The organism is Rhodococcus sp. BE178 (assembly GCF_050433545.1).
GTDB lineage: Bacteria > Actinomycetota > Actinomycetes > Mycobacteriales > Mycobacteriaceae > Prescottella.
This window is the reverse complement of sequence record NZ_JBNPXA010000001.1, coordinates 307,000-328,689: the sequence shown is the minus strand read 5'-3', so window position 1 is coordinate 328,689 and position 21,690 is coordinate 307,000. Positions and strand designations below refer to the sequence as shown.

23 protein-coding genes and 1 pseudogene are annotated in these 21,690 nt (G+C 69.5%); 21 read left to right on the top strand and 3 right to left on the bottom strand.

The genetic code is table 11. The annotated features are described in order from the left end of the window. Nucleotides 1-2: 2 nt before the first annotated feature. The 7 genes and pseudogenes from mshA to J2X34_RS01490 all read left to right on the top strand — a co-directional run bounded on the left by mshA (nucleotide 3) and on the right by J2X34_RS01490 (nucleotide 6,787). Nucleotides 3-1,340 (top strand): D-inositol-3-phosphate glycosyltransferase, encoded by a 1,338-nt coding sequence (gene mshA / locus J2X34_RS01520; RefSeq protein WP_429515966.1) that lies wholly within the window; start codon nucleotides 3-5, stop codon nucleotides 1,338-1,340. After that, a complete protein-coding gene (locus J2X34_RS01515) occupies nucleotides 1,337-1,879 on the top strand; it encodes a YbjN domain-containing protein (protein ID WP_114718688.1) in 543 nt (180 codons plus the stop codon). Before mshA ends, J2X34_RS01515 begins: the two co-directional genes overlap by 4 nt. 424 nt (nucleotides 1,880-2,303) lie before the next feature. Next, complete coding sequence (locus J2X34_RS01510) at nucleotides 2,304-2,633, top strand: transglycosylase family protein (RefSeq protein ID WP_114718689.1); 330 nt, start codon at nucleotides 2,304-2,306, stop codon at nucleotides 2,631-2,633. 152 nt (nucleotides 2,634-2,785) lie between these two features. Next, nucleotides 2,786-3,781, top strand: a pseudogene (locus J2X34_RS01505) (AMP-binding protein); the annotation flags it as partial. Nucleotides 3,782-3,931: 150 nt separating this feature from the next. Further along, a complete protein-coding gene (locus J2X34_RS01500) occupies nucleotides 3,932-4,687 on the top strand; it encodes a phosphoglyceromutase (protein ID WP_174914940.1) in 756 nt (251 codons plus the stop codon). A 173-nt stretch (nucleotides 4,688-4,860) separates the two neighbouring features. Beyond that, the gene (locus J2X34_RS01495) at nucleotides 4,861-6,066 is read left to right on the top strand and encodes a sensor histidine kinase (protein ID WP_114718691.1); all 1,206 of its coding nucleotides are present in this window, start codon (nucleotides 4,861-4,863) and stop codon (nucleotides 6,064-6,066) included. 31 nt (nucleotides 6,067-6,097) lie between these two features. Then, entirely contained in the window at nucleotides 6,098-6,787 is a 690-nt protein-coding gene (locus J2X34_RS01490) for a response regulator transcription factor (RefSeq protein ID WP_174912641.1), read from the top strand. 85 nt (nucleotides 6,788-6,872) lie between these two features. Here J2X34_RS01490 and J2X34_RS01485 read toward each other — a convergent pair whose 3' ends face one another. Beyond that, nucleotides 6,873-7,655 (bottom strand): hypothetical protein, encoded by a 783-nt coding sequence (locus tag J2X34_RS01485; protein WP_174914936.1) that lies wholly within the window; start codon nucleotides 7,653-7,655, stop codon nucleotides 6,873-6,875. Nucleotides 7,656-7,721: 66 nt separating this feature from the next. On the opposite strand from J2X34_RS01485, the gene J2X34_RS01480 reads away from it, so the two are divergent. Genes J2X34_RS01480 through J2X34_RS01470 form a run of 3 tightly spaced genes read left to right on the top strand, consistent with a single transcriptional unit; the run spans nucleotide 7,722 to nucleotide 10,690 of the window. Next, nucleotides 7,722-8,675 (top strand): Ppx/GppA phosphatase family protein, encoded by a 954-nt coding sequence (locus J2X34_RS01480; RefSeq protein WP_114718693.1) that lies wholly within the window; start codon nucleotides 7,722-7,724, stop codon nucleotides 8,673-8,675. Beyond that, a complete protein-coding gene (locus J2X34_RS01475) occupies nucleotides 8,672-9,805 on the top strand; it encodes a hypothetical protein (protein ID WP_429515963.1) in 1,134 nt (377 codons plus the stop codon). Before J2X34_RS01480 ends, J2X34_RS01475 begins: the two co-directional genes overlap by 4 nt. A 39-nt stretch (nucleotides 9,806-9,844) precedes the next feature. Beyond that, entirely contained in the window at nucleotides 9,845-10,690 is an 846-nt protein-coding gene (locus J2X34_RS01470; RefSeq protein ID WP_114718695.1) for a sugar phosphate isomerase/epimerase family protein, read from the top strand. A gap of 13 nt (nucleotides 10,691-10,703) precedes the next feature. On the opposite strand, the gene J2X34_RS01465 is transcribed toward J2X34_RS01470, so the two are convergent. Continuing rightward, nucleotides 10,704-11,120: a hypothetical protein gene (locus J2X34_RS01465; protein ID WP_114718696.1), complete on the bottom strand. Its 417-nt coding sequence runs from the start codon at nucleotides 11,118-11,120 to the stop codon at nucleotides 10,704-10,706. A gap of 122 nt (nucleotides 11,121-11,242) precedes the next feature. Between J2X34_RS01465 and J2X34_RS01460 the strand changes: the two genes are divergently transcribed. From J2X34_RS01460 to J2X34_RS01430, 7 genes are all read left to right on the top strand, one after another. Further along, nucleotides 11,243-11,902, top strand: a complete 660-nt coding sequence (locus tag J2X34_RS01460) for a MerR family transcriptional regulator (RefSeq protein ID WP_114718697.1) — start codon at nucleotides 11,243-11,245, stop codon at nucleotides 11,900-11,902. A gap of 14 nt (nucleotides 11,903-11,916) precedes the next feature. Next, a complete protein-coding gene (locus J2X34_RS01455) occupies nucleotides 11,917-12,783 on the top strand; it encodes a thioesterase family protein (RefSeq protein WP_114718964.1) in 867 nt (288 codons plus the stop codon). 81 nt (nucleotides 12,784-12,864) lie between these two features. Beyond that, nucleotides 12,865-13,680: a pyrroline-5-carboxylate reductase gene (gene proC, locus J2X34_RS01450; protein WP_114718698.1), complete on the top strand. Its 816-nt coding sequence runs from the start codon at nucleotides 12,865-12,867 to the stop codon at nucleotides 13,678-13,680. A gap of 137 nt (nucleotides 13,681-13,817) precedes the next feature. Next, nucleotides 13,818-14,078 (top strand): helix-turn-helix domain-containing protein, encoded by a 261-nt coding sequence (locus tag J2X34_RS01445; RefSeq protein ID WP_114718699.1) that lies wholly within the window; start codon nucleotides 13,818-13,820, stop codon nucleotides 14,076-14,078. Between the two features lie 210 nt (nucleotides 14,079-14,288). Further along, complete coding sequence (locus tag J2X34_RS01440) at nucleotides 14,289-14,390, top strand: 30S ribosomal protein bS22 (protein WP_003402602.1); 102 nt, start codon at nucleotides 14,289-14,291, stop codon at nucleotides 14,388-14,390. A gap of 193 nt (nucleotides 14,391-14,583) precedes the next feature. Further along, on the top strand, nucleotides 14,584-15,645 hold the full coding sequence (locus J2X34_RS01435; protein ID WP_397484246.1) for an NAD-dependent epimerase/dehydratase family protein: 1,062 nt from the start codon (nucleotides 14,584-14,586) through the stop codon (nucleotides 15,643-15,645). A 29-nt stretch (nucleotides 15,646-15,674) separates the two neighbouring features. Further along, a complete protein-coding gene (locus tag J2X34_RS01430) occupies nucleotides 15,675-16,724 on the top strand; it encodes a lysophospholipid acyltransferase family protein (protein ID WP_114718701.1) in 1,050 nt (349 codons plus the stop codon). Here J2X34_RS01430 and J2X34_RS01425 read toward each other — a convergent pair. Further along, the gene (locus tag J2X34_RS01425) at nucleotides 16,682-17,827 is read right to left on the bottom strand and encodes an HAD family hydrolase (protein ID WP_429515956.1); all 1,146 of its coding nucleotides are present in this window, start codon (nucleotides 17,825-17,827) and stop codon (nucleotides 16,682-16,684) included. The two genes, J2X34_RS01430 and J2X34_RS01425, sit on opposite strands and share 43 nt — an antisense overlap. A gap of 180 nt (nucleotides 17,828-18,007) precedes the next feature. Here J2X34_RS01425 and J2X34_RS01420 point away from each other — a divergent pair, with 180 nt between their 5' ends. The 4 genes from J2X34_RS01420 (at nucleotide 18,008) to hemC (ending at nucleotide 21,660) form a co-directional block, all read left to right on the top strand. Next, nucleotides 18,008-18,271: a glutaredoxin family protein gene (locus J2X34_RS01420; protein ID WP_429515954.1), complete on the top strand. Its 264-nt coding sequence runs from the start codon at nucleotides 18,008-18,010 to the stop codon at nucleotides 18,269-18,271. 208 nt (nucleotides 18,272-18,479) lie between these two features. Further along, a complete protein-coding gene (locus J2X34_RS01415) occupies nucleotides 18,480-19,277 on the top strand; it encodes a redox-sensing transcriptional repressor Rex (protein WP_174912621.1) in 798 nt (265 codons plus the stop codon). Then, nucleotides 19,274-20,647: a glutamyl-tRNA reductase gene (locus J2X34_RS01410; RefSeq protein ID WP_114718704.1), complete on the top strand. Its 1,374-nt coding sequence runs from the start codon at nucleotides 19,274-19,276 to the stop codon at nucleotides 20,645-20,647. The genes J2X34_RS01415 and J2X34_RS01410 overlap by 4 nt, the downstream gene beginning before the upstream one ends. Next, entirely contained in the window at nucleotides 20,644-21,660 is a 1,017-nt protein-coding gene (hemC, locus tag J2X34_RS01405; protein WP_254622626.1) for a hydroxymethylbilane synthase, read from the top strand. The genes J2X34_RS01410 and hemC overlap by 4 nt, the downstream gene beginning before the upstream one ends. Nucleotides 21,661-21,690: the final 30 nt, after the last annotated feature.

Below are 21,690 nucleotides of genomic sequence, written 5' to 3'. Positions count from 1 at the left end.
GCGTGACACCCAAGCACAGCAGCGCGGGACCCAAGCGGGTCGCCGTTCTCTCGGTACACACGTCGCCGCTGGCACAGCCTGGCACCGGCGACGCGGGCGGAATGAACGTGTACGTGCTGCAGACTGCGATCCAGCTCGCGCGTCGTGGCGTGGAGGTCGACATCTTCACACGGGCGACGTCGTCGGCCGCTCCGGTGGTGCAGGACGCCGCGCCCGGTGTCCGCGTCCGCAACGTCGCTGCCGGCCCGTACGAGGGGCTCGACAAGCACGAGCTGCCCACGCAGCTGTGCGCGTTCGCGGCGGGGGTGCTGCGCGAGGAGGTGCGGCACGAGCCCGGCTACTACGACCTGGTGCACTCGCACTACTGGCTGTCCGGGCAGGTCGGATGGCTGGCTCGCGACCGGTGGGGCGTGCCGCTGGTGCACACCGCGCACACTCTCGCGGCGGTGAAGAACGCCTCGCTCGCCGACGGCGACACCCCCGAGCCGGCGGCCCGGCAGATCGGTGAGCAGCAGGTGGTGGCGGAGGCCGACCGGCTGATCGCGAACACCGCCGACGAGGCCGCGCAGCTCGCCTCGATCTACCGGGCGTCCCCGGACAAGGTCGACGTGGTCGCCCCGGGCGCCGATTTGTCGCGCTACCGGCCCGGCGACCGCCTGGCGGCCCGCGCCGCACTCGGACTCGACCCCGCCGAGACGATCGTGACGTTCGTCGGACGCATCCAGCCGCTCAAGGCCCCCGACGTCCTGCTGCGCGCCGCCGCCGAGGTCATCGCCCGCGAGCCGGACCTGCCGCTGCGGGTACTGGTGGTGGGCGGGCCGTCCGGCACGGGCCTCGAACGCCCCGATTCGCTGATCGAACTGGCCGAGGCGCTGGGCGTCCGGGCACGCGTGACCTTCATGCCGCCGCAGCCGCCGGACCGGCTGGCCGACGTGTACCGGGCATCGAATCTGGTTGCGGTGCCTAGCTATTCGGAGTCGTTCGGTCTGGTCGCGATCGAGGCCCAGGCCTGCGGGACGCCGGTGATCGCCGCCGACGTCGGCGGTCTGGGTGTCGCGGTCCGCAACCGTGAGACCGGTCTGCTGGTCGACGGTCACCGGACCGACGACTGGGCGTCGGCGCTGCAGTCCTTGGTGACCGTGCCCGACCTGTTGGACGAGCTGGCGGCGCGCGCGCCCCGGCACGCCGAGAACTTCTCGTGGGAGCACACCGCCGATGGGCTGCTCGCGAGCTACCGCGCCGCGCGTGCGATGTACGACCGGATCGAGGGCGGCGAGTTCTCGCCGCGCAGGTCGCGCGGGCTGTGGAAACTGCGTCGGACGAGTGGGGTGCGGGCATGAGTGAACTGGAACGGACGGCGGAGATCATCGATGCCGCGCTGAAGGAGCGCGAACTCGACTACAGCCGCCAGGGCGAGAACCAGTTCATCGTGGAGTTGCCCGGCGAACACAAGCTCAAGACGACGACCCTGCTCACGGTCGGCAACCACGGCGTGCGCGTCGAGGCCTTCGTGTGCCGCAAGCCGGACGAGAACTTCGAGGGCGTCTACAAGTACCTGCTGCGCCGTAACCGCAGGCTGTACGGGGTGCACTACACGATCGACAAGATCGGCGACATCTATCTGGTGGGCCGCATCTCCTCCCATGCGGTCAACGGCGACGAGTTGGACCGCGTCCTCGGCCAGGTCCTCGAGGCCGCCGACGGCGACTTCAACGTCCTGCTCGAACTCGGGTTCGCGACCTCGATCAGGCGGGAGTGGGCCTGGCGCGTGTCGCGGGGCGAGTCGCTCGCGAACCTGCAGCCGTTCAAGCACCTCGTGGAGGAGCAGGACTCTGCCGCGAACGGTCCCGGCTGGGGCGTCGACCCCGGGTCTCGCTGACGTAGCGCGAGGCCTCCCAGCCGTTATCCGGTCGAGATTTCGTGACCCCGTTCACCGATTTCGTGTGATCTGGATCACATAACGGATATGCAACGATGCGGGTAGTCATTCCCGATTCATGGCGGTTGAACTGCCACTTTTACCAGCTCATGGACCTTTTTGCGTACGGGCGTCTCACAAAATCGACCCGTGACCTTTCCGTGATCGGTGCCTACGGTTGTAACCAGCACGAGATGAACGAACTCGAGCAAGCAACACCGAGCAAGACACGTGAGACACCGACCCGCCGCCGCTGACTCTGCCCCGCGGGATCGGAACGAAAAGACCTTCGAGGGGCAGAGGCGAGGCCATCCAGAGCCCGGATCGATCAATCGGATCGTCCGACGGCCGCCTCGCCAGCAACATGGAGAGGATCCACCCCCCAATGGCAAAGTTCAACGTCAAGCGCACCCTCGGCACCGTCGCCGCCACCGCCGCTCTCGTCGCCGCCCCGTTCGCGATGAGCGCCGGCACCGCCAACGCCGCGTCCGGCAACTGGGACGCCGTCGCGCAGTGTGAGAGCAGCGGCAACTGGGCCGCGAACACCGGCAACGGCTTCTACGGCGGCCTGCAGTTCACGCAGAGCACCTGGAACTCCTTCGGTGGTTCGGGCATGGCTCACCAGAACTCCCGCGAGGAGCAGATTCGCGTCGCCGAGAAGGTTCTGGCCGGTCAGGGCCGCGGTGCATGGCCGGTGTGCGGTCAGTACCTCTGAGCCTGACGGCTCGCCGGGGTTGATCGCCCCCCCCGAGGATCGCTGAAGGGACCCTTCGAGCGCCACGAGCGCACGAAGGGTCCCTTCGTCCGTTTTGTCGGTAGGGTCGGGTCACTTGTGACTGGCGTCACAGACGTATATGTTTCTCCTCCGGGATCGACGACGAGCACCTGATTGTCCTCGACGGGGCCGACGGCCATCCGTCGCTGCGGGACCTGCTCACCGCCGGCGCCCCACCGCCGCAGGTGTCGTTCGACCCGGCCACACACCTGGCGGTGCTGCCGTACTCGTCGGGCACCACCGGCCGGCCCAAGGGCGTCATGCTCACGCACCGGAACCTCGTGGCCAACGTGTGCCAGATCCATCCACGGATGGGCATCTCCGCCGAGGACAAGATCCTCGCGGTGCTGCCGTTCTTCCACATCTACGGCATGACCGTGCTGCTCAACGCGGCCCTGTACGAGCGCGCGAGCCTGGTCACGATGCCGAGGTTCGACCTGGTGGAGTTCCTGCGGATCGTCGCCGAACAGAAGTGCACCTACATCTTTGTCGCGCCGCCCGTGGCGGTCGCGCTCGCCAAGCATCCGCTGGTGGACCAGTACGACGTGTCGAGCGTCCACACCATCTTCTCGGGTGCCGCGCCGCTCGACGAGGAACTCGGCAAGGCCGTCGCGAACCGGCTGTCGTGCCGGGTGCGGCAGGGCTACGGCATGTCGGAGATGAGCCCGGTGTCCCACGCCATCCCGTTCGACCGCGACGACATCGTCGACGCCGACGGCTACCTGCACACCGGCGACATCGCCACGGTCGACGCCGGCGGGGTGGTCACGATCGTCGACCGGCTCAAGGAACTCATCAAGTACAAGGGCTACCAGGTGCCGCCGGCGGAACTCGAGGCCCTGCTGCTCATCCACCCGCTCATCGCGGACGCCGCGGTCATCGGGGTGCTCGACGACGAGGGCGAGGAGGTGCCCAAGGCGTTCGTCGTGCGGCAGCCCGACACGGACCTCGACGAGGACGGCGTCATCGCGTTCGTCGCCGAGCGGGTGTCCCCGCACAAGAAGGTCCGCAAGGTCGAGTTCATCGACGTGGTCCCGAAGTCTGCCGCGGGCAAGATCCGGCCGTCGGGGCGGACCACCACCGCTGCCGGTGTCCGGCCCGTCCCGTATGCCTCGGCGAAGCGGCCGTCGCCGTCGATCCGCACGTCGAACTCACCGTCGGCGCCGCGGACCATCGGTGGTGGCGGAATCGGGGCCGAGTCGACGGCTCGCGCGACGGCGAAAAGGCGTCATGCCAGGATTGACGGCATGAGTACCGGAACACTTGTGCTGCTCCGCCACGGCGAGAGCGAATGGAACGCGCTGAACCTGTTCACCGGCTGGGTGGACGTGCACCTCACCGACAAGGGCATGGCCGAGGGCAAGCGTGCCGGTGAACTGCTCGCCGAGCACAACCTGCTCCCGGACGTCCTCTACACGTCGCTGCTGCGCCGCGCGATCAGCACCGCGAACCTCGCGCTCGACGCGTGCGACCGCCACTGGATCCCTGTCGTGCGCGACTGGCGTCTCAACGAGCGCCACTACGGCGCTCTGCAGGGCAAGAACAAGGCCCAGACCAAGGCCGAGTTCGGCGAGGACCAGTTCATGCTGTGGCGTCGTAGCTACGACACCCCGCCGCCCGCGATCGAGGCCGGCAGCGAGTACAGCCAGGACCAGGACGCGCGCTACGCCGACCTGCCCGAGGTTCCGCTGACCGAGTGCCTGCTCGACGTCGTCAAGCGCCTCATCCCGTACTGGGACGAGACCATCGCGGCCGACCTGAAGGCGGGCAAGACCGTCCTGGTCACCGCGCACGGCAACTCGCTGCGCGCCCTCGTCAAGCACCTCGACGGTATCTCTGACGAGGACATCGCGGGCCTGAACATCCCCACCGGCATCCCGCTGCGCTACGACCTGGACGAGAACCTCGAGCCGCTGAACCCGGGTGGCACCTACCTCGACCCGGCCGCCGCCGCTGCCGGCGCCGCGGCCGTCGCGAACCAGGGCGCCAAGTAGCCCCTGCGTAGTCGTTTGACCGAGGCCCCCGCCACTTCCGGAACGGAAGCGGCGGGGGCCTTTAGCAAACTCCGGGTGAACGGGTCGGAAACTCCAGCTCACGGGCCTGTGACGTGCGAGAAAACCGTCACACCCGGCTTCGGCGGCCGGTCTGCCGAACGTACGATTCACGTGTGACTGTTGTTCAGGCCGTAATGCTGGCCGTCGCGACCGCCATCGCCGGTTGCATCGTAGGCGGCGTGGTGGTTCCCCGGCTCGGCTCCCGTCACGCCCGGCGACAGCAAGCCCAGGCCGGGCTGACCATGTCGCAGGTCCTCGACCTCATCGTTCTCACCTCCGAGAGCGGCATCGCCGTCGTCGACAAGTTCAACGACGTCGTGCTGTTCAACCCGCGTGCCGAGGAACTCGGGCTGGTCCGCAACCGGATGATCGACGACCGCGCGTGGGTCGCGGCCACCGAGGTGTTCGAGACCGGCGAGGCCGTCGACATGGACCTCACGACCCGCACCACCCAGCGCGGTCGCGCCAAGATGGCCGTGCGCGGCGTCGCGCGGTTGCTGAGCGAGGAGGACCGCCGCTTCGTCGTGGTGTTCGCCGACGACGACTCGGAACAGGTCCGCATGGAGGCCACCCGCCGCGACTTCGTCGCGAACGTCAGCCACGAACTCAAGACGCCGGTCGGCGCCATGGGGCTGCTCGCGGAGGCACTACTCGAGTCGGCCGACGACCCCGACTCGGTGCGCTACTTCGGGCAACGCGTCCTGAGCGAATCCGCGCGGCTCGGCAACATGGTCACCGAACTGATCGCGCTTTCGCGGCTGCAGGGCGCCGAGAAGCTGCCCGATCTCGACGTGGTCGACGTCGACGACGTCATCGCCGAGGCGCTGCGCCGGTCCACCGTCGCCGCCGAGGCCGCCGAGATCACGGTTCATACCGACGCCCCCAGCGGGCTCGAGGTGATGGGGGACCGCACCCTCCTCGTGACGGCGCTGTCCAACCTCGTCGAGAACGCCATCGCGTACTCGCCGAAGGGCACCGCGGTGTCGGTCAGCCGCTCGGTACGCGGCGACAACGTGGCTGTCTCCGTCACCGACCGCGGCATCGGCATCGCCAAGGAGGATCAGGAGCGTGTCTTCGAACGCTTCTTCCGCGTCGACAAGGCCCGCTCCCGGGCCACCGGCGGCACCGGGTTGGGGCTGGCGATCGTCAAGCACGTCGCCGCCAACCACAACGGTGCGATCGACCTGTGGAGCCGGCCCGGCACCGGATCGACCTTCACACTGCAGATTCCCGCACACTTCGAGTCCGTGCCCGCCGACGCCCTCGAGCCCGGCGACACCCGCAAACCCGCAATGATCGAGAAGAAAGCCGCGTCGTGAATCGACGCGGCACAAGTCTGGAGGCCAACCGTTGACGAGTGTGCTGATCGTGGAGGACGAGGAGTCGCTGGCCGACCCGCTGGCGTTCCTGCTGCGCAAGGAAGGCTTCGAAACCACCGTCGTCGGTGACGGGCCGTCCGCGCTGGCCGAGTTCGAGCGCTCCGGCGCCGACATCGTCCTGCTCGACGTCATGCTGCCCGGCATGAGCGGAACCGACGTGTGCAAGCAGTTGCGCGCCAAGTCGTCGGTCCCGGTCATCATGGTCACCGCCCGTGACAGCGAGATCGACAAGGTGGTCGGGCTCGAACTCGGCGCCGACGACTACGTCACCAAGCCGTACTCGGCCCGAGAGCTGATCGCCCGAATCCGGGCCGTGCTGCGCCGTGGTACCGACGCGGAGGCCGACGCCGGCCCCGACGACGGTGTGCTCGAGGCCGGTCCGGTGCGGATGGACGTCGAACGGCACCTGGTCCACGTGGCCGGTGAACCGGTGGCGTTGCCGCTCAAGGAGTTCGACCTGCTCGAATACCTGCTGCGCAATTCGGGCCGGGTCCTCACCCGCGGACAGCTGATCGACCGGGTGTGGGGCGCCGACTACGTGGGCGACACCAAGACCCTCGACGTCCACGTCAAGCGGCTGCGCGCCAAGATCGAGGCCGACCCCGGCAAGCCGCAGCACCTGGTGACGGTCCGCGGACTCGGCTACAAGCTCGAGGAGTGATCCTGCGGCCCGCATGACGGCCGAATGTCACATCCGTTCAGTGGGACTGAACCGATGTGACATTCGGCCGGAAGGCCGGTACGTGTCAGGCCTTCTTCTGCTGCGCCGCGGTGGTCGCGGGATGGATCGCGATCAGGCCCAGGCCCTCGCGACGCCGGCACAGCGACGCCAGTTCGTCGTAAGCGGCCTTGCCGAGCAGTTCGGTGAGCTCCGGTGCGTACGACTGCCACACCGGCCTGGCGCCGACGTGGGCGTCGGGGGACCCCGAGCAGTACCACGCCAGGTCCTCGCCGCCCTCGCCCCAACCGCGTCGGTCGTACTCGGTGACGGTGGTCTCGAGGATCTGCTCGCCGTCCGGCCGGTCGACCCACTCCTGGGTCCGGCGGATCGGCAGCTGCCAGCACACGTCGGGCTTCACCTCGAGCGGCTCGATGCCCTTGCGCAGCGCCATCTTGTGCAGCGCGCACCCGATGCCGCCCTCGAAGCCCGGACGGTTGAGGAAAATGCAGGCGCCCTTGTAGCGGCGGGTCCGCAGCGCCGGCTCGTCCTCGAGGTCGTCCTCCTCGACGTAACCCTTCTTGCCGAGGCCCTTCTCCATGAACTGCCAGTCCTCCGGTGTGAGCATCCTCACGGAGGCGTCGAGCTTGTCCTTGTCCTCCTGGTCGGACAGGAAGGCGCCGTGCGAGCAGCACCCGTCGTCCGGGCGGCCCGCCACCGTGCCCTGGCACGCCGGGCTGCCGAAGACGCAGGTCCAGCGGGAAAGGAGCCACGTCAGGTCGGCTTTGATGGTGTGTTCGGAGTTTTCTGGGTCGACGAACTGCACCCATTCGCGGGGGAAGTCCAGATCCACTTCTGGTGCGGGCACCAGCTTGTCGGAGCCCGTGGTGCTGCCTGCTGTCACAGTGCCCGACGGTAGACCCAGTACCGTAACCGTGTGCGCCTTGGGGTACTCGATGTCGGAAGCAACACCGTCCACCTGCTCGTGGTGGACGCTCATCGTGGTGGGCACCCCACGCCGATGAGCTCCACGAAAGCGACTCTGCGGCTTGCCGAGAACACCGACGACCGTGGAGACATCACGGCCGTCGGTGCCGACCGGTTGGTCACGACAGTCAACGATTTCGCGGGTATCGCCAGGTCGTCGGGCTGCGGTGAGCTGATGGCCTTCGCGACGTCCGCGGTGCGCGACGCCAACAACTCGGAGGCGGTCCTGTCCCGGGTGCGTGCCGAGACCGGCGTGAGCCTCGAGGTTCTCTCGGGTGTCGACGAGGCCAGGCTGACGTTCCTGGCGGTGCGGCGCTGGTACGGGTGGAGCGCCGGGCGCATCCTCAACATCGACATCGGCGGCGGCTCGCTCGAGCTGACGTGCGGCGGTGACGAAGATCCCGATACCGCGTTCTCGCTCCAGTTGGGTGCCGGACGGCTGACCCGCGACTGGCTGCAGGAGGACCCGCCCGGCAAGCGCCGCGTCGCGGTGCTGCGCGACTGGCTCGACGCCGAACTGGTCGCCCCGGCCAAGCAGCTGCGCGCGGGCGGCGAGCCCGACCGCTGCGTCGGCACGTCCAAGACGTTCCGGTCACTGGCCCGACTCACCGGTGCCGCGCCGTCCGCCGCAGGTCCGCGCGTCACACGGACGCTCACATCGAGCGGCCTGCGCCAGCTGATCGCCTTCATATCGCGGATGACCGCGTCGGACCGTGCAGAATTGGAGGGCGTGAGTTCCGACCGCTCCCAGCAGATCGTGGCCGGAGCTCTTGTTGCGGAGGCCAGCATGCGCGCGCTCGGGGTCGACACGCTCGAAATTTGCCCGTGGGCACTGCGTGAGGGTCTGATTCTTCGCAAGCTCGATACGGACATGGGTGGAGAACTGGTGGTGAGCGCTCGATGACGGAGCCCGAAGGTGACAGCCAAGCAATCTCGGTTGCGGAGCTGTTGGCCCGTAACGGCCAGCGAGTCGGTGCCGGTGGTGGCGGCCGACGACGTCGCGGCGTCAAGGGCGGCATCTCCGTCGCCGAACTGACCGGCGAGTTCCCGGCGGTCCGCAATGGGCGCACGGCCGGCGAGTCCGACGACGATCCCGAGACCCCGGCTGCTGCGCAGATCCCGGCGCCGGAGGTGCCGGCGAAGGCGACCGCGGCCCCGGAGCCGGTGAAGGCGGCCGAGACTCCGGTCCCGGCGAGGCCCGAGGCTCCTGCAGCGCCCAAGGCGGCTCGGATTGCCCCGGCCCCCACAACGCCTCGAGCCCCCAAGGCTCCCGAAGCACCCAAGGCTCCCGCGAGACCCGCTGCAACCGCCAAGGCACCGGCCCCCGCGCCGGAGTCGGATGCGACGGCCGTGTTCACCCTCGCCGACGCCGACGCGCAGGACAAGCGCGATGCCCGGGCCGATGCGAAGGCGTCCGCGAACAGCGCGGCGAAGGGAGCGGCGGCCAAGGCCGACGACGCGCCCACCGTCGTCGCGCCGGCCGTGAAGGACGACGGGCCGACCGGGAGGGGAACGAACGCCGGCTGGCGATCCGTGGCGTCGACGACGGTGGGCGCGTCGGGCCCGGCCCCCGCGCGCGGCGGGGCGCCCGAGCCCAGGCTGCTGTCGGGGCAGACCCTGGCCGGCGACCTGATGCGTCAGGGGAACGAGCGTGCCGCCGCCGAGACGGACGGCGACGTGGACTCGGACGCCGATCTCGACAACGACGAGAATCTCGGGGACTTCGGGGACTTCGGGGATCTCGAGGACCTCGACGACGAGCCCGAGGCCAGCGGAGCCAAGCAGTGGGCGGTGTTGCTCGGACAGGGCGCGGTGGCCGTCGTCGCCGGTGCTCTGATGTTCAAGGGCTTCGAGAAGCTGTGGGACATGCTGCCGATGGTGGCGCTGGTGCTCGCGGTCCTGGTGATCGTCGGCCTGGTCGCGATGGTGCGGATCCTGCGCCGGACGGACGACATCACGAGCCTGGTGATCGCGGTCGTCGCGGGTGTGTTCGTCACCCTGGGCCCACTCGCCTTCCTGCTCGGCACGAGCTGACCGGACGCCGGCGAAGGGTACGTCGTGGGGAGACCAGCAATGCCGGATCGGAAGATCCTCGTCGGGTTGTCCACGGCCTCGGTGTATCCCGAGAACACCGAGGCCGCGTTCCGGTATGCGGCCGAGGTCGGCTACGACGGCGTCGAGTTGATGGTGTGGGCCGAATCGGTCAGCCAGGACGTCTCGGCGGTCCAGCGGCTGGTCCGCAAGTACGCGGTGCCCGTTCAGGCGGTGCACGTGCCGTGCCTGCTGATCTCGCAGCGCGTGTGGGGCGCCGACCCCGTCGCGAAGTTGGACCGCTCGGTCGCGACCGCGGAGGCGCTGGGTGCGTCGAACGTGGTGGTGCACCCGCCGTTCCGGTGGCAGCGCCGCTACGCCGACGGTTTCGCCGACCAGGTGGCGGGTCTCGAGGAGAAGACCGGCGCTGTGGTGGCGGTGGAGAACATGTTCCCGATGCGCGCTGACAGCTTCTTCGGCGGCCGGGAGAAGTCGGCCCAGCGGCTGCGACGACGCGGGGGGCCGGGTGCGGCGCTGTCCGCGTTCAGCCCGTCGTACGACCCCACCGACTCCGATCACCGGCACTACACGCTGGACCTGTCCCACACCGCGACCGCGGGCATGGATGCGCTGGATCTCGCGAACCGGATGGGCAGCGGTCTGGCCCACCTGCACCTGGCCGACGGGCGCGGCGCGTCGATCGACGAGCACCTCATTCCCGGGCACGGCAGCCAGCCCTGCGTCGAGGTGTGCCGACATCTCGTCGACAGCGGGTTCGCCGGGCAGGCCGTCATCGAGATCAACACCCAGAACGCCCGCACCCGGTCCGAGCGTGCGTCGATGCTGGGGCAGGCGCTGAGCTTCGCGCGCGAACACCTGCGCCGCTGATCCCGCCCCCGGTCTACAGCGCAGAGACCCCCGCACTGATCACGGTGATCCCCGAGATCACCAGCCCGACCGCGAGACACGCGGCGCCGACCCAGATCGACGCGAGCATCGGGCCCGGTTTCGCGGGGTCGCGTCCGAGGACGGACAGGAAGAACCCGGCGGGAATGAAGATCGCCGACACCAGCACGGCGATCGCGCCGGTCGCGGCCCAGCCGGGACTCGCATCGACCACCGTGGTCAGGGTGGCGAGCACGAGACCGAGGGTGACGAGGACGCCGGCGTGGGCGTGCCCTGCCCGGAAGAAACTCTTCTGTAGGTCGTTGGCGCCCTGATGTCCGGTGAGGATGCGGAGCAGGAACGCGCCGCCGGACGCGATGCCGACCACCGTGAGCACGGTGACGCCGACGACGATCGTGAGAACGGGATCCATGGTGAGTTCCTCGTGTGCGGTAGGCTCGAACCCGAAATTGGATAGTTGAGCTATCCAGTACGAGTTCATCGTCGACCCGATGACGGTGGGTGTCAATAGTCGGCACGGGCAGGAGCGGTGGGATGCGGGTCTCCGAACTGGTCTCCGCCAGCGGCGTGCCCCTCGCGACCGTCAAGTACTACCTGCGCGAGGGCCTGCTCATGCCCGGGGAGGCGAGCAGCGCGACGCAGGCCGAGTACGGCGAGCAGCACGTGCGGCGGCTCGCGCTCATCAAGGCACTCGCCGGCGTCGGGTTGCCGCTGGGCAAGATCCGCACCGTCGTCCGCCTCGTCGACCAGCCCGCCGACACGGTCTTCGACACCGTCGGACGCGCGCTCGCCGCGCTGCCGCCGTATCCGGTCGAATCGGCCGAGCAGTCGAACGACTACCCTCGCGCGCGGGCCGTGCTCGAACGCCTCGGCCAGGTCTACGAACCCTCGTATCCCGCTGTCGCGCAACTGGACCGGGCCCTCGCGGCCGCCGAGGACGTCGGCATCCCGATGACCGACGAACGCCTCGACGCGTACGGCCGGCACATCCGCGGGATCGCCGAGGTCGACCTCGAACTGATGCCTACCGACTCCGTCGAATCCGCGGTGGAGTACGCGGTCCTCGGCACCGCGATCTACGAACCCGTCCTCGCCGCACTGCGCCGGCTCGCACATCAGGACATCGGTGCCGCGAGCTTCGCGGGCCGCACCTTCGACGACTTCACCGACCCCCACAGACAGGACGAGCAGTGACTTCCGACAACGCAGTGTCCGCCCACCCGTTCCGGGATCTGACCGCCGTCACCCCGCAGGGCGGTGGTCCCGATGGTGTCGCCGGCCGGTACGGCGCCCACATCGACCCGATCTGGACCATCGGACCCAAGGTGCACGGCGGCTGCATGATGGCGCTGTGCGCGGCCGCCGCACGGCGCGAGCTGATCCGCACGGCGCCAGGTGGGATGCCCGTCGACCCGGCCGTCCAGCCACTGGCCGTCAGCGCCAACTACCTCGCCGCCCCGGACCCGGGCGACGTCGATCTCGTCGCGACCGTGCGCAAGCGGGGACGGCAGGTCTCGCTGGTCGACGTCGAGCTGTCGCAGGCCGGTCGGCCCGCGGTGCACGCGGCGGTGACGCTGGGTGTGCCGGACGCGGGGGAGCCGCACTACGCCGAGGTGCAGTCGCTCGCGCAACTGCCGGCCGAGCCGACAACCGAGGCGCACGTGCTCTCGAAGGACCATCCGATGGCCCAGATCGTGCACGTCTCGCAGGGCTGCGATCTGCGCGTAGACGGGTCGTCGGCCCACTTCCTCAGCGGGAAGCAGGGCGAGCCGCAGGTTCGCATGTGGGCGCGGCCGTGGGCTGCCGACGAGGAGGACCCGGCCACCGCGGCGCTGTTCGCGATCATGACCGGTGACATCTGCGCGCCGGTGACGATGAACCGCGGGATGTTCGGGTGGGCGCCCACCGTCCAGCTGACGACGTACCTGCGCCGACAGCCGGCCCCCGGCTGGTTGCGGGTGATGGCGAGCTCGACGGTGCTGGGCGACACGTGGTTCGAGGAGGACCACACCGTGCTCGACTCCACCGGCGCCGTCGTGGTGCAGAGCCGTCAGCTGGCCATGATTCCCCGCTGACCGCTCACCCGGGGACTGCTTCGTCACACCGCCCGGTACCGGGGGATTGCCCCGATCTCGGGCCGTGGCAGGCTGGGCGGTATGACGAGAATTGCGGTGATCGGTGGCGGCAAGATCGGTGAGGCCCTGATCTCTGGACTATTGCAGGGTGGTCACGCCACCCGGGACCTGGTTGTCGCCGAGCAGTACGAGCCGCGTGCCCAGGAACTGGCCGCGACGTACTCGATCCGCGTCACCACGATCGAGGACGCGGCCGAGGGCGCTGACGTGATCGTCGTCGCGGTCAAGCCCACGGACGTGGACTCGGTTCTGACGGCGATGAGCAAGGTGGATCTCGACGGCGAGCAGGAGCAGCTCCTGGTCTCCCTGGCCGCGGGCATCCCCACGGCGCGGTACGAGGCGAAGCTGCCCGCCGGGTTCCCGGTCGTCCGGGTCATGCCGAACACTCCGATGCTCGTCGGGCAGGGCGCCAGCGTCATCGCGCCCGGACGCCACGTCAAGGCAGGGCATCTGGACCTGGTGCGCAGCATCCTCGCATCCGTCGGCACGGTCACGACCGTTCCGGAGTCGCAGATCGATGCAGTGACCGCGGTGTCCGGTTCCGGTCCCGCGTACTTCTTCCTGGCTGTCGAGGCGATGATCGACGCCGGTGTCGCGTTGGGCCTCACCCGCGCGACGGCGCGTGAGCTCGTGGTGCAGACGATGGTCGGCTCGGCCGCCATGCTCGACCAGTCGGGCGAGAACGCCACCGAACTGCGGGCGGCCGTCACGTCGCCGGGGGGCACCACCGCCGCGGCGGTGCGGGAACTCGAGCGGTGCGGCCTCCGGACGGCCTTCTACGAAGCCCTCGCGGCCGCTCGTGACCGCTCGGCTGAACTCGGGGTGTCGCCCGAGTAGATCGCAATTAGCGATCTTGTTTGCAACACCCGTCGCACCAATCCCTCTGGTCCCGCTAAGCTCGTGTCAGCACGTGCGTGTCTGTTCCGCCGGAGGGGAAGCCGGCGGCGCGACATGTGCCGGAGGTAAGTGGACAGATGGGATCCCCTGAAAACCCAGCAAAGCCGGCTAAGCCAGACAAGTCCGGTAAGCAAGACAGCCCCGGTAACGCAAGCCTCGCCGGGACGCAGTTCCTCACCGTCGCGGAGGTCGCGACGCTGATGAGGGTTTCGAAGATGACCGTGTATCGGCTGGTGCACAGCGGTGAACTGCCCGCAGTTCGTGTGGGGCGGTCCTTCCGCGTGCACGCCAAGGCCGTGCACGACTATCTGGAGACCTCGTATTTCGACGCCGGCTGACCTGCCGGAATCGATAGGGTGAGCCTCGGTTTTCGTCGAGCTCACCCGCCCCGGTACGATCGTGAGTCGTCGTACCAGCCAGCCGGTGTCGTCAGGCGCTGGGGTCGTGAAAGCGACCAGTGGCAACGAGGCCTCAGCGCCAGAGGAAGACACAGGCGTACGTGACCGGCGTGCGCTGAACGCTATAGAAGACTGTGAGGAACACCCACCATGGGTTCAGTGATCAAGAAGCGCCGCAAGCGCATGTCGAAGAAGAAGCACCGCAAGCTGCTCCGTCGCACGCGCGTCCAGCGTCGGAAGCTCGGCAAGTAAGAACTTGCACCCGGATGCCCGTCACCGTCAGGTGGCGGGCATCCGCGCATTTCGGGTATTCGTAATCTTCTCCGTCGATCGTGTTGCCAGGGCGTAAAGGCTCGCGCGGAACCCTTGCCACCCGCCGCGGATTCGTTAGGCTCCCCGCAGGGGCGAATGGACGGGGGTACGGGTGAGTCCTGACGAGCGGGGTGTGCAGCCACCGAAGGTGGTGCTGGTGACGGGCGCGAGCCGGTTCCCGGGCGGGTTCCTGGTGGCGCGGCTGGCACAGGAGCCGGGCATCGAGCGGGTGATCGCGGTCGACGCCGTCTCGCCCAGCAAGGACATGATGCGCCGAATGGGCCGCGCCGAGTTCGTCCGCGCGGACATTCGAAACCCGCTCATCGGCAAGGTGATCCGCGGGGCCGATGTCGACACCGTCGTGCATGCCGCGACCGTCGCCCAGGCGCCGAAATCCGGCAGCCGAGCGGCGATGAAGGACATGAACGTCATCGGCGCCATGCAGCTGTTCGCGGTGTGCCAGAAGGCCCCCACCGTGCGCAAGGTGGTGCTGCGGTCCGCCTCGGCGGTCTACGGCGGCAGTCCCAAGGATCCGGCCAAGTTCACCGAGGAGATGGGCGCGCGGCGTCCACCGCAGGGCGCGTGGGCCCGCGACTGCATCGAGATCGAGGGCTATGCCCGGGGACTGGGTCGGCGACGCCCCGACATCGCCGTGTCGATCCTGCGCCTCGGACCACTGATGGGACCGCGGTTGCACGGCTGGGTGGCGCGGTACCTGTCGTCGCCGATCGTCCCGAGCATCCTGGGCCGCGACGCCCGCATGCAGCTGCTCCACGAGGAGGACGCACTGGCAGCGCTCAGCCGGGCCACCCTCACCGGTCCGGCGGGAACGTTCAACGTCGCGGGAGACGGCGCAGTGATGATGTCGCAGGCGATCCGGCGGGCCGGCCGCGTCGAGGTCCCGATGCCGTTCTCGCTGTTCCGCAGCGCCGGGCGCGCGCTGATGGGCTCGCAGATGCGTTCGTTCACGCGGGAACAACTCGACTACTTCCACTTCGGGTGCGGGCTCGACACCACCCGGATGCGGGCCGAACTCGGATTCGAGCCGCGATGGACGACGATGGAGGCACTCGACGACTTCGTGCGCGGTACCGGGCTGACGCCGGTGATCCGGCCCGAATGGATCGACCGGGCAGAATCGACGGTGCTCGCGCTCGCAGGCGCACCAGGCGGGGCCGGACAGCAGAACAGGTGAACCGCGGATCGAATGGGCAGGGGGCTCTTGTGAACGAGGTGGCGAAGGTGATCCCGCTGCACGGCGGCTCGGGTACACGTCCGTCGCCGGCCCGCGCGGCGAATCGGCGTCCGCCCGTGGATGGCGCCGATCGCGTGTTCACGGCATCGGACGAGCCGGTCGGTGAGGCGGATACCGCTGAGGGTGGTGCAGGTGCCACCGAGCGCGACGGCGGGTCACTGCTCGACGGGCTGCGCGATCGCCTGGTGGGTCAGGTGGCGGGTGCCGCAGGCTTCGTGCGCCGGCGTCTCGCGGGGGACTACGAGGTGGACGAGTTCGGTTACGACCCGCACTTCGCCGACGGTGTCTTCCTGCCCGCGCTCCGGCCGCTGTTCGAGAAGTGGTTCCGGGTCGAGGTCCGCGGCGTCGAGAACATCCCGGCCACAGGCGGTGCACTGGTGGTGGCCAACCACGCCGGGGTGGTCCCCATCGATGCGCTCATGACGTCGGTCGCGGTGCACGATCACCATCCGCAGCATCGCGCGCTGCGGATGCTCGCCGCCGATCTGGCGTTCGAGATGCCCGTCGTCGGCAACATCGCCCGCAAGGCTGGGCACACCCTGGCCTGCCACCCCGACGCCGAGCGCCTACTGCGCGGCGGTGAGGTGGCCGCGGTGTTCCCCGAGGGCTACAAGGGCATCGGCAAGCCGTTCTCCGAGCGCTACAAGCTGCAACGGTTCGGCCGCGGCGGATTCGTCTCCGCCGCGATGCGCGCCGGCGCGCCGATCATCCCGTGCTCGATCGTGGGATCGGAGGAGATCTACCCGAAGATCGGCGACATCGCCCCGCTCGCGCGTCTGCTGGACATGCCCTACTTCCCGGTGACGCCGCTGTTCCCGCACCTGGGGCCGCTGGGGCTCGTTCCGCTGCCGTCCAAGTGGTACATCGAGTTCGGGACGCCGATCGTCACCGACACCTACGACGCCGCCGAGGCCGACGATCCGATGGTGCTGTTCGAGGTCACCGACCACGTCCGCGAGACGATCCAGCAGACGCTCTACCGCCTGCTGGCGCAGCGCCGCAACGTCTTCATGGGCTGAACCCGCCCCGCGTCCTGGCGGGCCGCGAGTTCGGCGATCAGGGCCCGGTCGCGTCGACGGCTGAGGATCGCGCCCACCGCACCGCCCACCGCACCCAGCAGCAGGGCGGTCGGCACGCCGATCTTCGCGGCCTTGCGTCCGGTCCGGAAGTCGCGCACCTCCCAGCCGCGGTTCCGCGCGAGCTCGCGCAGGTCGGCGTCGGGGTTGACGGCGATGGCGGTGCCGACGAGCGAGAGCATCGGGACGTCGTTGTAGCTGTCGGAGTATGCGGTGCAGCGCTTGAGGTTGAGACCCTCCCGCACGGCGAGCGTGCGCACCGCGTGCGCCTTGCCGAGCCCGTGCAGGATGTCGCCGACGAGGCGGCCCGTGAACACGCCGTCCTTGCTCTCGGCGACCGTGCCCAGGGCGCCGGTGAGTCCGAGACGTTTGGCGATCACCTGCGCCAGCTCGACGGGGGTGGCCGTCACGAGCCACACCTGCTGACCGGCGTCGAGGTGCATCTGTGCGAGCGCGCGGGTGCCGTCCCAGATCTTGTCGGCGATCACCTCGTCGTAGATCTCCTCGCCGAGGCGGGCGAGCTCGGCGGTGGAGCGGCCCGCGACGAACGACAGCGCCTTCTCCCGGCCCTCCGCGACGTCGTCGCTGTTCTCCTTGCCGGTGACCCGGAACTTGACCTGCTTCCACGCGAAGTCGACCAGGTCGGAGGTCCTGAGGTACTTCCGGGCCGCGAGGCCGCGGGCGAAGTGGATGATCGACGCGCCCTGCACCATCGTGTTGTCGACGTCGAAGAACGCGGCAGCGGTGAGGTCGCGGGGCACGGCGATCTCCGCCGGCGGTTCCGGCGCCTCGGGAATCTCGAGTGCCTCGGGGATTTCGAGCGTGGCCGCTTCGAGTGTGGCCGCCTCGAGGGCTTCGGCCTCCTGGAGGGCTTCGGCCTCCTGGAGGGCGAGGGCGGCGTCAGCGCTGGCCTCGCCGGCCAGATTGGCGCGTAGTTCGGCCTCGCTCGGACCCAGCAGATTCCGGATCCGGCGGCGGCCGGGGCGCAGAATCCCGGACAGGCCCACACCGAATCTCGCGCCGATCGGCAGTGATCGCCCAGGCACTCGCACCTCCCGCGTCGCAGACACCTCTGGCTCACCCTAGCCCGCGTGCATGCGTCGATCCCGTCGGATCGAGGCCGGGTCCGCGGCGTGTGATGTTCGTCTCGAAACGGAACGGTCTGCGGAACGGCATCGCGCAGGCTGTCCGGCCGGTCTCCCGGGCGGTGGGGAACACTGGTGCGTATGGATCAGTCGCGAAACCGGATCACACTTCTCACTCGCGTCGGCTGCGGCGCGTGCGCGCCCGCCCGCGAGTTGCTGGACGAGATCTGCCGCGAGTACGAACTCGAACTGACCTGCGTCGACGTCGACGAGGCCGCCGCCGACAATCCCGATCTGCGGGCGGAATACGGGGACCGGCTGCCCGTCGTCCTGCTCGACGGCAAGGAGCACAGCTACTGGGAGGTTGACGAGGAACGGCTCCGCGCCGACCTCTCCGCGGGCTGAGTTCACCCCGGCGGGCGCCGGGCATGCGGGGGAGTGGGAAGGGTCACCCTGGATCGAGGATTCCGGTCGCTTTGCAGGTGAGAGCACGTCCGGGGCCCGTCGAGCAACTTTGTGCATGGCTTCACAAGCGGTTACCGTGGTGTGAACAAACCCCCCGGACCTGTGCGAAGGCCGGGGTACACGGCCGGCCGGACGAGGAGCCATCGACGTGACCGAACAGCACCAGGCGCAGGGGGCAGTTGCCCGCGGCGTCGCCGGGGCTGCTCCGTCCGCTCCGCGGCGTGAAACGCCTCCGGCTCCGCAGTACCGGGACATTCCCCAGGCTACGGTGACGCGTCTCGCGACATACCTGCGGGTCCTCGGAGTGCTCGCCGACGAGGGTGCGCTCATCGTCTCGAGCGAGGAACTCGCCACGGCCTCCGGTGTCGGATCGGCCAAGCTGCGCAAGGATCTGTCGTTCCTGGGTCCCAACGGAGTTCGCGGTGTCGGCTACGACGTCACCCGGCTGCGGGCCCGCATCGAATCCGCGCTGGGCCTCGATCGTGGCCACCGCGTGGTGCTGGTGGGCATCGGCAATCTCGGTCGTGCGCTCGCCGGATACGGCGGCTTCGACCGCCGCGGCTTCTCGATGGTGGGCCTGTTTGACAAGGACGCCGACGTCGTCGGTGCCCGCGTCGGCGGTCTGACGGTTCGTGACGTCGCCGAGCTGGCCGACGCGTGCCGTGATCTCGAGGCCACCATCGGTGTCATCGCCACCCCGGACAGCGCGGCCCAGGACGTGTGCGACCTGCTCGTCGGCGCCGGCCTCCGCTGCATCCTCAGCTTCTCTCCGCTCGCGCTGGAGATCCCCGACCACGTCGAGATGCGTCGGGTCGATCTCGCCATGGAGATGCAGGTTCTGTCGTTCAATATGGCCCGCAACGAGGAGCAGTTTCCTCAGCAGGTTGCCGCCGCATCCGCGGCGGTCGGCGCTTCGACCAGAAACGGATCGGTGATCAGGCCGTGAGTGTGCTTCTCGTCGGGATTTCGCACCGTAGCGCTCCCGTCTCCGTCCTCGAGCGGATAGCGGTCACCGACACGGACCGCCCGAAGCTGACGGACAAGATGCTGGCCTCGGCCCACGTGTCGGAGGCGATGATCGTCTCGACGTGCAACCGCATCGAGATCTACGCGGTAGTGGACGCGTTCCACGGCGCGCTCACCGAGATCGCCGACCTGCTCAGCGAGCATTCCGGTCTCGATCTCGCCGAGCTGCACAAGCACGCGTACGTCCGCTACAGCGAGGCCGCCGCCGAGCACCTGTTCGCGGTCGCAAGCGGCCTCGACTCGATGGTCATCGGCGAGCAGCAGATCCTCGGACAGATCCGCGCCGCGTACGCCGCGTCCGACGCGCAGCAGGCCGCCGGGCGGGCGCTGCACGAACTGGCACAGCAGGCGCTCCGGGTCGGCAAGCGGGTCCACTCCGAGACCGGGATCGATGCCGCCGGTGCCTCCGTGGTGTCCGTCGCCCTCGACCGTGCCGCCGGGATCCTCGGTGACGGTGGTCTGGTGGGCCGCACCGCCGTCGTCCTCGGCGCCGGCGCGATGGGCAGCCTGTCGGTTGCACACCTCACCCGTGCCGGGATCGGCCGCATCCTCGTCGTCAACCGCACCCGTGAGCGGGCCGAGCACCTCGCGGCCACCGCGGTCGGTAACGGCATCGACGCGATCGCCATGGGCTTCGACGAGCTGCCCGACGCGATGGCACAGTCCGACGTCCTGGTCACCTGTACCGGCGCGGTCGGCTCCGTCGTCACGCTCGCCGACACCCACCTCGCGCTCGCTCGGCAGGGTCGTGAGGCGGGCCGCCCGCTCGTCATCTGCGACCTGGGTCTGCCCCGCGACGTCGAGGCCGCCGTCGCCGGCCTGCCCGAGGTGGTCGTGCTCGACATGGCCGCGTTGCAGCGTGACCCGGCCGCCGGCGCCGCCGCGTCCGACGCCGACGCCGCCCGCGGAATCGTGGCCTCCGAACTTGCCCAGTACCTGGCCTCCCAGCGTTTGGCCGAGGTCACCCCGACCGTCACCGCGCTGCGTCAGCGCGCCGCGGAGGTGGTCGAGGCGGAACTGATGCGCCTGGATTCGCGCCTGCCGGGTCTGGAGGATCCGCAGCGTGACGAGGTCGCGCGCACCGTCCGCCGTGTCGTCGACAAACTCCTCCATGCACCGACCGTGCGGGTCAAGCAGTTGGCCTCGACGCCGGGCGGTGATTCGTACGCCGCCGCGCTGCGCGAACTGTTCGAGCTGCGCCCGGGTGCGGCGGAGGCCGTCGCCGCGCCGATCGATCTCGGTGAATTCACCAGCGGCCCCGATGTTTCAGGAAAGGATGCGCAGGCATGAGCACCGACGCTGTCCAGTCGCCGGCCGTCGACCCGAGCATCGGCTCGCAGACCGACGCCACCACCCGCACCCTGCGGATCGGCACCCGCGGCAGCCTGCTGGCCACGACGCAGGCCGGGACCGTCCGGGATGCGCTGATCGCCGCGGGTCACCCGGCCGAGCTGGTGATCATCAAGACCAAGGGTGACGTCACCGCCGGACCGGTGCAGCGCATCGGCGTCGGCGTGTTCGTCGCCGAACTTCGCGAGGCGCTCGCGGCCGGCGAGGTGGACGTCGCCGTGCACTCGTACAAGGACCTGCCCACCGCGCAGCCCGACGAGCTGGTGATCGCCGCCGTGCCGCCGCGTGAGGATCCACGCGATGCGCTCGTCGCCCGCGACGGCCTGGTGCTCGGCGAGCTGCCGCCCGGTTCGAAGATCGGGACGTCCGCGCCGCGGCGCCGCGCCCAGCTGCGCGCCCTCGGCCTGGGACTCGAGATCGAGCCGCTGCGCGGGAACATCGACACCCGCCTCGGCAAGGTCGCCTCCGGCGAGCTGGACGCGATCGTCATCGCCCGCGCCGGCCTGTCCCGCATCGGCCGCACCGACGCGATCACCGAGTCGCTCGAGCCGGTGCAGATGCTGCCCGCGCCGTCGCAGGGTGCGCTCGCGGTCGAGTGCCGTGCCGACAACCCGGAGCTGATCGCGGTCCTCTCCGAGCTGGACGACGCGGCCACCCGCGCCGCCGTCGTCGCGGAACGGTCGCTGCTCGCCGAGCTGGAGGCGGGCTGCACCGCGCCGGTCGGCGCGATCGCCGAGGTCGTCGAGTCGATCGACGACGACGGCCACGTGTTCGAGGAACTGTCGGTGCGCGGCTGTGCCGCCGCGATCGACGGTTCCGACGTGATTCGGGCGTCCACGGTGGGATCGCCCGAGCGTGCCGACGAGTTGGGACGCGCGGTTGCGCGTGAACTCCTCGAGCTCGGTGCACGCGATTTGATGACGATTGCCGAGGACGGTGATGCGGATGCTTGACGTGGTTGTCCGTCCGGGGCCCGATTGCAG